This is a genomic window from Ruegeria sp. CDSA033 (assembly GCF_059612305.1).
In genome coordinates this window covers 111345-123046 of record NZ_JBXWQI010000010.1, presented here as the reverse complement: position 1 = coordinate 123046, position 11702 = coordinate 111345, and the positions used below count along the sequence as shown (strand labels likewise).

Annotated in this window: 13 protein-coding genes; 5 read left to right on the top strand and 8 right to left on the bottom strand. The window is 59.1% G+C overall.

The features are described from left to right. Window positions 1-50: 50 nt before the first annotated feature. The 5 genes from AC2FLA_RS14335 to AC2FLA_RS14315 all read right to left on the bottom strand — a co-directional run bounded on the left by AC2FLA_RS14335 (window position 51) and on the right by AC2FLA_RS14315 (window position 4520). Complete coding sequence (locus AC2FLA_RS14335) at window positions 51-1100, bottom strand: HesA/MoeB/ThiF family protein (RefSeq protein WP_496698820.1); 1050 nt, start codon at window positions 1098-1100, stop codon at window positions 51-53. After that, window positions 1100-1555 (bottom strand): dUTP diphosphatase, encoded by a 456-nt coding sequence (gene dut / locus AC2FLA_RS14330; RefSeq protein WP_282169778.1) that lies wholly within the window; start codon window positions 1553-1555, stop codon window positions 1100-1102. The genes AC2FLA_RS14335 and dut overlap by 1 nt, the downstream gene beginning before the upstream one ends. 15 nt (window positions 1556-1570) lie before the next feature. Beyond that, a complete protein-coding gene (gene coaBC / locus AC2FLA_RS14325; RefSeq protein WP_058273488.1) occupies window positions 1571-2767 on the bottom strand; it encodes a bifunctional phosphopantothenoylcysteine decarboxylase/phosphopantothenate--cysteine ligase CoaBC in 1197 nt (398 codons plus the stop codon). Between the two features lie 62 nt (window positions 2768-2829). After that, complete coding sequence (locus AC2FLA_RS14320) at window positions 2830-3645, bottom strand: ChaN family lipoprotein (RefSeq protein WP_496723005.1); 816 nt, start codon at window positions 3643-3645, stop codon at window positions 2830-2832. Further along, the gene (locus tag AC2FLA_RS14315) at window positions 3642-4520 is read right to left on the bottom strand and encodes an RNA polymerase factor sigma-32 (protein ID WP_058273490.1); all 879 of its coding nucleotides are present in this window, start codon (window positions 4518-4520) and stop codon (window positions 3642-3644) included. The genes AC2FLA_RS14320 and AC2FLA_RS14315 overlap by 4 nt, the downstream gene beginning before the upstream one ends. Window positions 4521-4620: 100 nt before the next feature. Here AC2FLA_RS14315 and cobU point away from each other — a divergent pair, with 100 nt between their 5' ends. The 4 genes from cobU to AC2FLA_RS14295 are packed head-to-tail and all read left to right on the top strand — an operon-like array spanning window position 4621 to window position 8220. Continuing rightward, on the top strand, window positions 4621-5142 hold the full coding sequence (gene cobU / locus AC2FLA_RS14310) for a bifunctional adenosylcobinamide kinase/adenosylcobinamide-phosphate guanylyltransferase (protein ID WP_496723004.1): 522 nt from the start codon (window positions 4621-4623) through the stop codon (window positions 5140-5142). Continuing rightward, window positions 5139-5717: a histidine phosphatase family protein gene (locus AC2FLA_RS14305; RefSeq protein WP_496723003.1), complete on the top strand. Its 579-nt coding sequence runs from the start codon at window positions 5139-5141 to the stop codon at window positions 5715-5717. The genes cobU and AC2FLA_RS14305 overlap by 4 nt, the downstream gene beginning before the upstream one ends. A gap of 58 nt (window positions 5718-5775) precedes the next feature. Then, the gene (locus tag AC2FLA_RS14300; protein WP_496723002.1) at window positions 5776-6660 is read left to right on the top strand and encodes a glutathione S-transferase; all 885 of its coding nucleotides are present in this window, start codon (window positions 5776-5778) and stop codon (window positions 6658-6660) included. A 45-nt stretch (window positions 6661-6705) separates the two neighbouring features. Continuing rightward, on the top strand, window positions 6706-8220 hold the full coding sequence (locus tag AC2FLA_RS14295; protein WP_496723000.1) for a YifB family Mg chelatase-like AAA ATPase: 1515 nt from the start codon (window positions 6706-6708) through the stop codon (window positions 8218-8220). Here AC2FLA_RS14295 and gshB read toward each other — a convergent pair. The 3 genes from gshB to rsmI form a co-directional block, all read right to left on the bottom strand. Next, window positions 8217-9149, bottom strand: coding sequence for a glutathione synthase (gene gshB, locus AC2FLA_RS14290; RefSeq protein ID WP_496722998.1), 933 nt, complete (start codon window positions 9147-9149; stop codon window positions 8217-8219). The two genes, AC2FLA_RS14295 and gshB, sit on opposite strands and share 4 nt — an antisense overlap. 61 nt (window positions 9150-9210) lie before the next feature. Further along, window positions 9211-9582, bottom strand: coding sequence for a YraN family protein (locus AC2FLA_RS14285; protein WP_496722997.1), 372 nt, complete (start codon window positions 9580-9582; stop codon window positions 9211-9213). 1 nt (window position 9583) lies between these two features. Then, the gene (rsmI, locus tag AC2FLA_RS14280) at window positions 9584-10441 is read right to left on the bottom strand and encodes a 16S rRNA (cytidine(1402)-2'-O)-methyltransferase (protein ID WP_496722995.1); all 858 of its coding nucleotides are present in this window, start codon (window positions 10439-10441) and stop codon (window positions 9584-9586) included. Window positions 10442-10529: 88 nt separating this feature from the next. Here rsmI and AC2FLA_RS14275 point away from each other — a divergent pair, with 88 nt between their 5' ends. Then, entirely contained in the window at window positions 10530-11702 is a 1173-nt protein-coding gene (locus tag AC2FLA_RS14275) for a penicillin-binding protein activator (RefSeq protein WP_496722993.1), read from the top strand.

Below are 11702 nucleotides of genomic sequence, written 5' to 3'. Positions count from 1 at the left end.
GTGCCCGCGATACAGCCGAAATCTCTAGCCAATCTAGCGCGACAGTAGGCTTACGCGTCGACTTCTCCGCAAATGGGGCAATCAGAGCGTCGGGTCAGGGTGATCTTGCGGCTTTCGCCATAGAGCGCGTCATAGATCAGCATTTCGGCGCGCAGAGCCTGCCCGGCCCCAGTGATCACCTTGATCGTCTCAACCGCCATCATGGACCCCACAACGCCGGGCAACGGGCCAACAACCCCTGCTTCGGCACAGGACGGGGCCAGACCGGGGGCCGGTGCCTCAGGGAAGATACACTGATAACAAGGCGCGTCATTGGCGGGGTCAAAGACGCTTAGCTGACCTTCCCATTGTGACAGAGCACCTGAAATAAGCGGTTTTCCCAGTGCGACCGCAGTACGGTTGGCCAAGTAGCGCGTGTCAAAATTGTCGGTACCGTCGAGGATCAAGTCGAAATCGGCGAACAGGTCTGCCGCAATCTCATCAGTCAGACGACGATGGTAGGGCAGAACAATCACGTTCGGGTTTTGCGCCTGCATGGCTTGCTGGGCCGAGAAAACCTTGGGCATGCCAATGTCGGCATCGCGGTGAATCACCTGCCTCTGCAGATTGGCGTTTTCAACAATATCGTCGTCGATCACGCCGATGGTGCCCACACCGGCCGCCGCAAGATACTGCAACGCAGGCGCACCAAGACCGCCCGCGCCGATCACCAGCACACGGGCCTGTTTCATCTTTTTCTGCCCCGGCCCGCCCAGTTCGCGCAGGACGATGTGGCGGGCATACCGCTCCAACTCGGTCTCAGAGAACTTGTCAGACTGCATCGCGGTTTCCTCGGCTGGCTGTGGCGCGGCACGGTTGCGCAGCGTTTTGAGCACCTTGCCATAGCTCAATACCAAAACCGCGGCACCACCTAGGATCAACCACAATGCCGCAGACCCGCCGGTTGCCTCGCGCAGCGGGTGCCCACCCGGCAACGTCAGTTGGATAACAAGTACTCCGATCAGCAAAACGCTGACCGACACGGAGCGAGCAGTTCGGGACACCCCCGCTACGTACCCAATGCCCCACAGAGCACCGGCAAGGATCAGAACCAGAAGCATCAACCGCGTCCAGTCGAGCCAAAACCGCCTGCGCCGCGATCCGTGTCGCTGAGCACCTCAACGGGTTCAAACGCAGCCTGCACGACTGGGGCGACGACCAGTTGCGCGATTCGTTCGCCATGCGCAATCTCAAAACTTTCCTGACCGGCGTTCAGCAGGATCACCCCCAGCGGGCCGCGATAGTCACTGTCGATCGTGCCGGGCGTATTAGGCAGAGTAATCCCGTGTTTCAGCGCAAGGCCGGATCGGGGTCGAACCTGTACCTCGTACCCATTTGGAATCTCGATCCGAAGCCCCGTGGGAATCAAAGCGCGCTGCCCCGGTTCCAACATGATCGAATTTCCATTTGGCAGATTCGCCCTGACATCCGCTCCCGCCGCGCCAGTCGTTTCATAAGACGGCAAAGCGATGGCCGGATCGGCCCCGTCTTCGCGGATCACACGAATTGCTACCATCACTGCACCTCTTGTTCAGCTTGTCAGAGCGTCGGCGATCTTTTGCGCCAGACGTTGCGCCACTGCATCCTTGTCCATGCGCGGCCATTCTTCGGCCCCTTCGTCCGAGATCAGGGTGACCGCGTTTTCCGATCCCCCCATGATGCCCGTCGCAGGGCTGACATCATTGGCGACGATCCAGTCACAGCCCTTGCGCGCGCGTTTCGCAGTGGCGTGTTCAAGCACGTTGTCAGTTTCTGCGGCAAAGCCAACCACCAACGTCGGCCGCCCCGCATCCAGCCTGGACACGCGTTTGAGGATGTCGGGGTTCTCAGCAAACTCCAGCAACGGAAGACCATCGCGGCTTTTCTTCAGCTTCTTGTCTGAAGCCGTCGCCATGCGCCAATCCGCAACCGCAGCAGCAAACACACCCGCATCTATCGGCAGTGCAGCGTCGACCGCGTCAGACATCTGCTGCGCGGTTTCCACGCGGATAACTTGCACCCCTTCGGGCGGCGAAACATCGGCAGGGCCGGTAACAAAAACCACATCAGCGCCCAGCGCAGACAACGCCCGTGCCACCGCGGTGCCCTGCGCGCCCGAGGACCGGTTGGCGATGTAGCGCACAGGGTCGATCGGTTCATGTGTCGGGCCGGAGGTGACCAGAATGCGCTTGCCCTTCAGCGGACCGTTGCCAAGTTGCGCCTCGACCGCGGCCACGATCTCAAGCGGCTCCGACATTCGACCTGGGCCGTACTCTCCACAAGCCATGTCGCCTTCATTTGGGCCAACGAACCGAATACCATCTGCCTGCAGTTGCTTGAGGTTGCGCTGTGTTGACGGATGGTCCCACATGCGGACATTCATCGCCGGTGCGCACAAAACCGGGGTATCTGTCGCCATCAGCAGGGTCGAGGCCAGATCGTTGGCTAGCCCAGCCGCCATCTTTCCCATCATGTCCGCCGTTGCCGGTGCGACCACGATCAGATCGGCGGACCTAGACAGCTGAATATGGCCCATCTCGGCCTCATCCGTCAGGTCGAACAGATCGCGATAAACCTTCTCTCCGGCCAGCGCCGACACCGACAACGGGGTCACGAACTCTTCGGCCGCTCCTGTCAGAACCGGTGTTACAGAGGCACCACGCTCTTTCAGCCGCCGGATCAGATCCAGCGACTTATAGGCCGCGATTCCAGCGCCGATGATTAGAAGAATGCGTTTCGATGCCAGCATATTTTGCCCTTCCCGTCCCGGTCGGCCCGACATTAGGCAAGGCCAACGGACAGTTCCAGCGGTTAATTCTGTGTCTCAAACGCCAGACAAGGGTCTTCACGTTCGATGCCGGGGCTGTCGATCACAGCGTCGAACTCACCGTCAATGACGCCATCCTCGGACTGACCCAGCACGAAAACTTTCAAACCGGGGCGTAGCCGGGACAGAAAGGTTGGAATCCCTCTGTCCATACGGGCATGACCATTGCCAGTGATCACCGCAACCGGTCCACCGGTATCATCCACAGCGCGCAATATGGCCCTTGTCAGAACCGCGTCCCGCAACCTCTGGATTGCGACCAGTTGCGGCAGCGCAGTCTCTGGTATTGCGTTGCAATGGGCAGCGAGTTGATCAGCCTCACGCTCGGCCTGCTCATCCTTCGGCAGTGGCACCGTCAATCCATAACGGGCAGCATCAGCACCCAGAGCCGTCGCAGCGCCACGTTCCATTGCCGCGCGCGCCGCCGCGCGCGGAACCATGGCACCGTAAACCGGCGCGTCTGAGGCCTGAAAGACCGGGTAGTACATGCTAAGCGGCGGCCAGCCGGATTCGAGCCACTTCAGTATTCTGACAAGTTCTTCCGGATCGGAAATGGCCTTGTCCGCCAATCTCTGAGCACCTTCTTCAGTCACCATTTCCCAGACAACCGCCGAGGGATTGATGGCCTTCAACGCCTCGGCCTGAATGATGTGGTGCTGCGGGTTGTCGTGAATTTCGCCTAATATGACGACGTCCGCAGACGTCATCGCAGACACAACGTCGTCGGGTATCAGCTCATCGGCATGGCCAGGGTTGGCCATAACCACCAGTGCGCAAAGCAGAATCGCAAGATGTTTCATGCGATGAAGTGTTGCACCTCACGCGATTGGGCTTCAAGGTTCTTGCGCATTTTCACAAAAGCCGCAGCCTCAAGCTGACGCACGCGTTCTTTGGACAGGCTAAGTTCCTGCCCAAGGCTTTCCAGCGTTCGGGCGGGTTCGCGCAACTTGCGTTCGCGGACAATGAACCTCTCGCGATCATTCAAAGCCTGCATTGCCGTCACCAGCCATTCACGCAATTGCTGGGTATCGTGACTGTTTTCGACAGCTTCAGCAGCTTGTTCGCGCTCATCTTCCAGCGCGTCGATCCATTCCCGGCCGTCTTCATCTGCCGATTGAACGGCATTTAACGAGAAATCGGAGCCGGACAAACGACCTTCCATCATTTCCACGTCCCGCAACGGAACGCCGATCTCTGCGGCAATCATCTGATGCAATTGATGACGGTCAAGATCCATGCCATCGGACGCGGCTTCACGCTCTAGCCGGGCCTGCACACGTCGCATGTTGAAGAACAGGGATTTTTGCGAAGACGTGGACCCGGTGCGCACCATTGACCAGTTGCGCATCACATAGTCCTGAATGCTCGCTTTGATCCACCAGACCGCGTAGGTCGAAAACCGCACGCCCCGGTCGGGGTCGAACTTGTCGGCAGCTTTCATCAATCCTAACCCGGCCTCTTGGATCAGATCATTCATCGGCGCCCCATAGCGTTTGAACTTGGCCGCCATCGAAATGGCCAGCCGCATATAGGCCGTGATCAATCGGTGAAGGGCCTGTTCATCGCGGTCGTCCCGCCACGCATATGCCAACTTTAATTCGGTTTCCGCGTCCAGAAGCTCGGCTTTCATTGCCCTCCGGGACATCGAGAAGTCGTTCGCATTGTCCAGTGCCATTGAAATCTCCCCTTTTCACAGGCGCGGGCCGGGGTTGCTTTGCCGACCTATGAACGATACGCAAAACTAAACCGGGTGGATCACATGGAAGGTAATTATCGTGAGTCCGGATTTAACCTTTGTGATAGGCGGCGCAGCTTCAGGTAAGTCGGTTTTTGCCGAGCAACTCGTTGTTTCATCGGGAAAAAAGAAGGTTTATCTTGCAACATCACAAGTGTTTGATGATGAGATGCAAGATAAGGTCCAGCGCCACATTTCCCAACGGGGCGAAGGCTGGAAGACGATCGAGGCCCCTTTTGACCTCGGCCCGATACTGGCGAATTTGCCCTCCACCTCTGTCTGCCTGATCGACTGTGCCACCATGTGGTTAACCAATCACCTGCTGGCTGAAAGCGATCTTGACCAGGCGCAAAGCGCGCTTTTGCAATCGCTACGCCTGTGTTCCGCACAGGTCGTCATCGTCTCGAACGAGGTTGGGCACGGGATCGTCCCTGACAATGCACTATCCCGCCGGTTCCGCGAGGCGCAGGGACGGCTGAACATCGCTTTGGCCGCCGAGGCCGATCTGGTGGTGCAAGTCACGGCTGGCCTGCCATTGGTTTTGAAGGGGCAACTAGATTGACACGCCTGCATCTTGTGCGCCACGGCCCAACTCATGCCAAAACGATGGTCGGCTGGTCCGACTTGCCTGCTGACCTCAGCGATCACGCTGCCGTTGCCCGGTTGCATGACCACCTGCCTGCGGACGCTATCTTTGTTTCCTCTGACCTAAGCCGCGCCGCCGATACTGCATCGGCCATTCAAGGCACACGGCGGCGGCTGCAACATCAGTCTGCGCTGCGCGAAATCAATTTCGGCACTTGGGAGCTGCGCGCCTTCAAAGAGATTGAGGCTGAAGACCCCGAACTTGCCTTTGCATATTGGGACAACCCCGGCGATGTGCGCCCACCAAACGGGGAAAGTTGGAACGAGGTCCGCGCGCGTGTCGACGCAGCCGTCGACCAATTGATCGCACAGCACACCGGGCGCGATCTTGTGGTCGTGGTGCATTTTGGCGCGATCCTGACCCAGGTCCAAAGGGCGCTCGACGTTGACGCGCAAGAGGCTTTTGGCCATCGCATCGACAACCTTTCGGTTACCGAAATCACGCATCACGGCGATCGCTGGTCTGTCGGACGGATCAATCATCTTCCGTGATGCAACCGCGCACAAATCACTGATTTACGGAATGGATCGGCCACGCCATCCTAGCCGCATGACTTATGATTTGTTTATCGGAGACCGCCTGTTTTCCAGCTGGTCCATGCGCGGGTGGCTGATGCTGGAAAAGTTCGGCCTGCCCTATCGTTCCCACATGATCGGCCTCTATTCCGGCACCATGGCCGAGGATATAAAACCCCTCGCACCGGCCCGCCTTGTCCCGGCCCTGCGATTGCCCGACGGCACCGTGGTTGGGGAAAGTCTGGCGATGGCGGAAACTCTTGCCGAGCTACATCCCGAAACGGGGCTTTGGCCCAAAGACCCCGCCGCGCGCGCCACCGCGCGGTGGCTATGTGCTGAAATGGTAGCTGGGTTTGGCGCATTGCGCGGGCAGTGTCCAATGCAGCTCAAACAGTGCTGGCAGGGGTTCTCTCCTTCGACCGAAACACGCACCGATCTTGCAAGGATCGAGACCTTGTGGGCACATGCCCGTAATATGTCAGGCGCGGACTCCGGCCCTTTGTTCGGCCACTATTCCCTTGCGGACGTGTTCTATACGCCTGTCGCGGCACGGATTATTGGCTATGGCTTGCCGATCGCTGATGCCAATCGCGACTACTGCCTTGATTTGCTGTCGGATGCTTCCGCCCGCCAGTGGCGTGCGATGGGGCTGACGGTCAACTACGACCCTTTTCCATACCCAATGGATCTGCCATCAGAGCCTTGGCAAATTGCCGGTACTTCGCAAGCAAAAGCGGTAGATGGTACTACGTCGATCAACGACGCCTGCCCTTATTCCGGCAAAGCTGTCACCGCAGTGCTCGAACTGAATGGCCTGCGCTGGGGGTTCTGCAACCGGTTCTGCCGTGACAAAACAGTCGCTGATCCCGGTGCATGGCCAAAATTCACCGAGATGACCCGCGCCGTTAACCATTCTTAAACCGCAGCCGTGGCAGCAACGACCTGTTAACCAAAAAGGTCATTCATGGTTGCCCGCGCCCACACAGTTGCTTTTCAAGGGGTCGATGCCCGCCCGGTCGAGGTGCAGTGCGCCGTCTCACCGGGCCTGCCCGCATTTTCCATCGTCGGGCTGCCCGACAAAGCCGTGTCCGAGGCGCGGGACCGCGTCCGCAGCGCGCTGAGCTCGATGGCTATCGCGTTGCCATCAAAACGGATCACCATCAACCTGTCGCCTGCCGACCTACCTAAAGAAGGCAGCCATTTCGACTTGCCCATAGCCGTTGCCTTGCTGTCTGCGTTAGAGATCATTCCGCGGGACGCCGCCGAAGGTTCGGTTTCGCTAGGCGAGCTATCTTTGGACGGCTCATTAGTGCCTGTGGTCGGTGCCCTGCCCGCGGCAATGACTGCGGCGGCTGAGGATCGGGCCTTGCTCTGCCCCCGCGCCTCTAGTGCCGAGGCTGCTTGGGTCGATGCGACGCAGGTCATTGGGGCTGGGTCTCTTGGGGACGTAGTGCGGCATTTCTCGGGCCAGTCTCCGCTACCCGCCGCACAGCCTGGTGAAGTCACACTTGAGCCCAGCGCGCGCGATCTGCGCGACGTCAAAGGGCAAGAACGTGCAAAGCGCGCCCTGGAAATCGCCGCAGCAGGTCGGCACCACCTGATCATGACCGGGCCTCCCGGTTCCGGCAAATCCATGTTGGCCGCACGCCTGCCCGGGATTTTGCCGCCGCTGACACCGACCGAAGCGTTAGAAACCTCGATGATTCAGTCGTTGTGCGGGCTGTTGGACGAAGGTGGGATCAGTCGCAGCCGCCCGTTTCGCGAACCTCATCACACGGCGTCCATGGCTGCGATCGTTGGTGGCGGCAGGGGCGCGAAACCGGGTGAGATTTCACTGGCCCACAACGGTGTTCTGTTCATGGACGAGTTCCCCGAATTTCCACGCACGGTTCTGGAGACACTGCGCCAGCCGATCGAAACTGGAGAGGTCATGGTCGCGCGTGCAAATGCCCATGTGAAATACCCATGCCGTTTCATGCTGATCGCGGCGGCCAACCCTTGCAAATGCGGCTACCTGACCGATCCCGGGCGCGCTTGTTCCCGCGCTCCTGTTTGCGGAGAGGACTATCTGAGCCGAATCTCCGGGCCGCTGATGGACCGGTTTGATTTGCGTATTGAAGTGCCCCCGGTCGGATTCACCGATCTGGACTTACCACCCTCGGGTGACAGTTCCGCCACCGTTGCCGCGCGTGTCGAACAAGCCCGTTCAATTCAGGCAAAGCGGTTTCGCGATACCCCGTCCACCCGTCAGAACGCCGATGTCGAGGGTAAATTGCTGGATGAAATCGCGGCCCCGGATGCTGAAGGCAAAGACCTGTTGCTGAAGGCAGCCGAGCGATTTGGCCTGTCCGCCCGCGCTTTTCACCGCATCCTGCGCGTAGCGCGTACCATCGCTGATCTGGACGGGGCACCGGATGTCCGGCGTCCCCATATCGCCGAGGCGCTGAGCTTTCGTATCAGCGCCAAGGCGGCATCTTAAAGCTTGGCTTCAATCGCCTGCCAAATCTTTTCGGCGACGTTCACGCCGTTAAATCGTTCGAGTTCCTGAATGCCGGTCGGCGAGGTCACGTTGATTTCTGTCAGGTAGTCACCGATCACATCGATTCCGACGAAGACCTGACCTTTTTCTTTCAGCAATGGACCAATCGCGGCACAAATTTCCAGATCGCGCTCGGACAGGCCAATTTTCTCAGGGCGACCGCCAACATGCATATTGGAACGCGTTTCGCCCGCGGCCGGTACGCGGTTGATCGCACCGACTGCGTCACCGTCGACCAAAATTACACGCTTGTCGCCATTGCTGACATCCGGCAGGAATTTCTGAACAATCAAAGGCTCACGCGAAAATCCGGTGAACAGTTCGTGCAGCGAAGTCAGGTTACGGTCATTCGCATCCAACCGGAAAACTCCTGCACCGCCATTGCCATAAAGCGGTTTTAGGATGACGTCGCCGTGCTTTTCCTTGAACGCCTTGATGGTCTGCAGATCCCGCGCAATTGTTGTCGGCGGCGTCAGGTCCGGGAAATCCAGAACCAGCAGTTTCTCGGGGTAGTTCCGCACCCAGAACGGATCATTCACAACCAAGACTTGCCCCTTTAGACGGTCCAGCAAGTGGGTTGATGTGATGTAATGCATGTCAAACGGCGGGTCCTGGCGCAGCCAGATCACGTCGAACTCTGCCAGGTCCACTTCACGTTCGGGCCCAAGTTCCGCCGGATTGCCCGCCACCCGCTGAACTTTCATGTCCTGACCACGCGCGGTGATCCGCCCCTCTTGATAGGCCAGCTGGTCCGGGCTGTAGAAAAACAGCGTATGTCCGCGCACCTGCGCCTCTTCGGCCAGACGGAATGAGCTGTCGGCATTGATATCCACGGCCCCGATCGGGTCCATCTGGAAGGCGATTTTCATGGCGTGTCCCTCAGTTTCACGCCAGATACATGGCCCAGCCGGGCTGGGGGTTCAATGGGGATCAGGCTAAACCGAAGGCGTTTTCGACAATTTGAACGGCGCCCGAAGCATCCACCAAAGCTGCGTCAAACCGCACATCCGTCAATTGCCCATTTGGTTCTGTTTCCAGGAATTGGGCCGCCGATGCGCAGATGCGATCCATCTGGCGGCGATTGATCCGGGCGGCGGCCGCATCGAAACTGGTGCTTTTCTTCACCTCGACAAAGACGATCCCGTGAGCGTCGCGCGCAATAAGATCGATCTCGCCACCGGCACCGCGCCAGCGGCGATTCAGGATGGTATAGCCGCGTTGTTCATAATTTGATGCAACCTGCTGCTCCGCCGCCTGCCCAGCATGATAGGACACCGGACTTCGAACGGATCGTGCGGCCATGTCATCCCTTTCCCAATTTCAGAGCCTTCTGATAGATCGGGCGGCGCGGCAGCTTGTACATCTCTGATACCAGATCGGCCGCGTCGCGAACCGAATGGGTTTCCAAGGCTCGTTTCAACGCCTCTTCTACGTCAGATTCGTTAACAGTTGCCGAATGTCCGCGATCCACGAGCAGAACAATTTCACCTTTGACTGTCTGCCCTTGCAGGTCGGCTGCCAGTTCTTCCAACGTCCCGCGACGAACTTCTTCGAATTTCTTCGTCAGCTCGCGGCACATTGCGGCCTGACGGTCATTGCCCAGCACAGTTGCAAGATCCGACAAACACGCCACCACGCGTTTCGGAGATTCGTAAAACACCAATGTGCCCGGCACGTCCCGTAATGCCTCGATCCGCGACCGGCGCGCGCCGGATGCGTTCGGCAAGAAGCCCGCAAAAAAGAACGCATCTGTCGGCAGCCCGGCCAGCGTCAGCGCCATCAGCGCTGCGGATGGTCCCGGTGCGCAGGTCACCGTATGACCGGCCTCGGCAGCCTGCTTCCCCAAATCGTATCCCGGATCGGCAATCAGCGGCATTCCGGCCTCAGATGCATAAGCGACAGACTTCCCATCCTGCAATGCATCAAGGAGTTTGCCGCGCGCGCCTGCGCCGCTGTGATCGTGATAGGCTAGGATTCGCCGCCCATCCAGCGGTACGCCGTGAATCTCCATCAACCGGCGCAAGCTGCGCGTGTCTTCGGCGGCAATGACGTCAGCCGAGGCCAGCACATCCAGCGCTCTGAGCGTGATGTCGCGCGCCGCACCGATCGGAGTGGCAACAAAATACAGGCCCGCGCCCAATCTTACTTTTTGAAAATTCAAAGCTGGACCCTCACAGCGTGACGTTTATTATCGCGGCATAACAGATTGGTGGTACCCCAAGCCGCCGGGACAGGGAGTTTTCATTTAGATGTTTACCGTTTGCAAGCCCGTTCGCAAGCTGGCGAAATCCGCCGCGATCCTGGCAACCGCCGCTTTCCTCGCTGCATGTGAGCCCGGCGGCCTTGGCGGAGGCCCGTCAATCAACACGTCCAAACCCGTTCCGGTCGCACTTTTGGTTCCGGCGGGATCAGGAAATTCCGGCGACGCCCAACTGGCGCGGAGCCTTGAGAACGCGGCGCGTCTGGCCATGGCCGATCTGCAGAATGTTAAGATTGATCTGCGCGTTTATGACACGCAGGGCAGCTCGAACACGGCCGCGACAGTGGCGCAACAAGCCGTCGCGGATGGGGCGAAGATCATCATTGGCCCGGTTTACGCGCAGGCGGCAAACTCGGCGGGTCTCGCCGTGCTGAACAACAAGGTCAACGTGCTGTCCTTCTCGAACAATACCAGCATTGCAGGCGGCAACGTCTTTGTTCTGGGCCCGACCTTTCAGAACACGGCCAACCGTTTGGTCAACTTTGCCGGTTCACAAGGCAAAACCAGCATGGTCATCGTCCACAGCAACGATGCAGCCGGGCAGCTTGGTCAATCGGCGATTGCAACTGCGCTTGCCAGCAGCCGCGTAGCGAACGCGGGTACGGTTGGCTATGACCGGTCTCAGCAAGGCGTCATCAACTCAGTTCCAACGATCAAGGCAACCGTGGATGCTGCTGGCGCAGATTCGGTGTTTCTGACGGCAACGACGGCAGGTGCACTGCCGCTGTATTCGCAGCTGTTGCCAGAAGCTGGTGTGTCGTCGGCCACCACCCAGTTCGTTGGCCTGACACGCTGGGACATCCCGTCTCAGACGCTGGATCTGCCTGGTGTTCAAGGGGGCTGGTTCGCCTTGCCCGACCCGTCAAAGGCGCAGGCTTACCGCCAGCGGTATAACAGCACCTATGGCGAGGCTCCGCACCCGATCAGTGGTCTGGCCTATGACGGCATTGCAGCAATTGCGGCTTTGGTCAGCCAGGGCAAATCCGACGCGCTGACCGCATCTGCCCTGACACAAAATGCCGGTTTCCAGGGCGTTGGCGGCATCTTCCGCCTGCGATCAGACGGCACGAATGAACGCGGTCTGGCCGTTGCCACGATCCAGAACAAACAGGTAGTAGTGATTGACTCCGCCCCTCAAAGCTTCTCTGGCGCCGGTTTCTGA

Coding starts and splice junctions, on each gene's coding strand:
- AC2FLA_RS14315 (WP_058273490.1), bottom strand. CDS start 4,520: ATGGCACTGGACAATGCGAACGACTTCTCGATGTCCCGGAGGGCAATG.
- AC2FLA_RS14320 (WP_496723005.1), bottom strand. CDS start 3,645: ATGAAACATCTTGCGATTCTGCTTTGCGCACTGGTGGTTATGGCCAAC.
- coaBC (WP_058273488.1), bottom strand. CDS start 2,767: ATGCTGGCATCGAAACGCATTCTTCTAATCATCGGCGCTGGAATCGCG.
- AC2FLA_RS14335 (WP_496698820.1), bottom strand. CDS start 1,100: ATGCTTCTGGTTCTGATCCTTGCCGGTGCTCTGTGGGGCATTGGGTAC.
- AC2FLA_RS14295 (WP_496723000.1), top strand. CDS start 6,706: ATGGTTGCCCGCGCCCACACAGTTGCTTTTCAAGGGGTCGATGCCCGC.
- dut (WP_282169778.1), bottom strand. CDS start 1,555: ATGGTAGCAATTCGTGTGATCCGCGAAGACGGGGCCGATCCGGCCATC.
- AC2FLA_RS14285 (WP_496722997.1), bottom strand. CDS start 9,582: ATGGCCGCACGATCCGTTCGAAGTCCGGTGTCCTATCATGCTGGGCAG.
- AC2FLA_RS14300 (WP_496723002.1), top strand. CDS start 5,776: ATGACTTATGATTTGTTTATCGGAGACCGCCTGTTTTCCAGCTGGTCC.
- AC2FLA_RS14275 (WP_496722993.1), top strand. CDS start 10,530: ATGTTTACCGTTTGCAAGCCCGTTCGCAAGCTGGCGAAATCCGCCGCG.
- gshB (WP_496722998.1), bottom strand. CDS start 9,149: ATGAAAATCGCCTTCCAGATGGACCCGATCGGGGCCGTGGATATCAAT.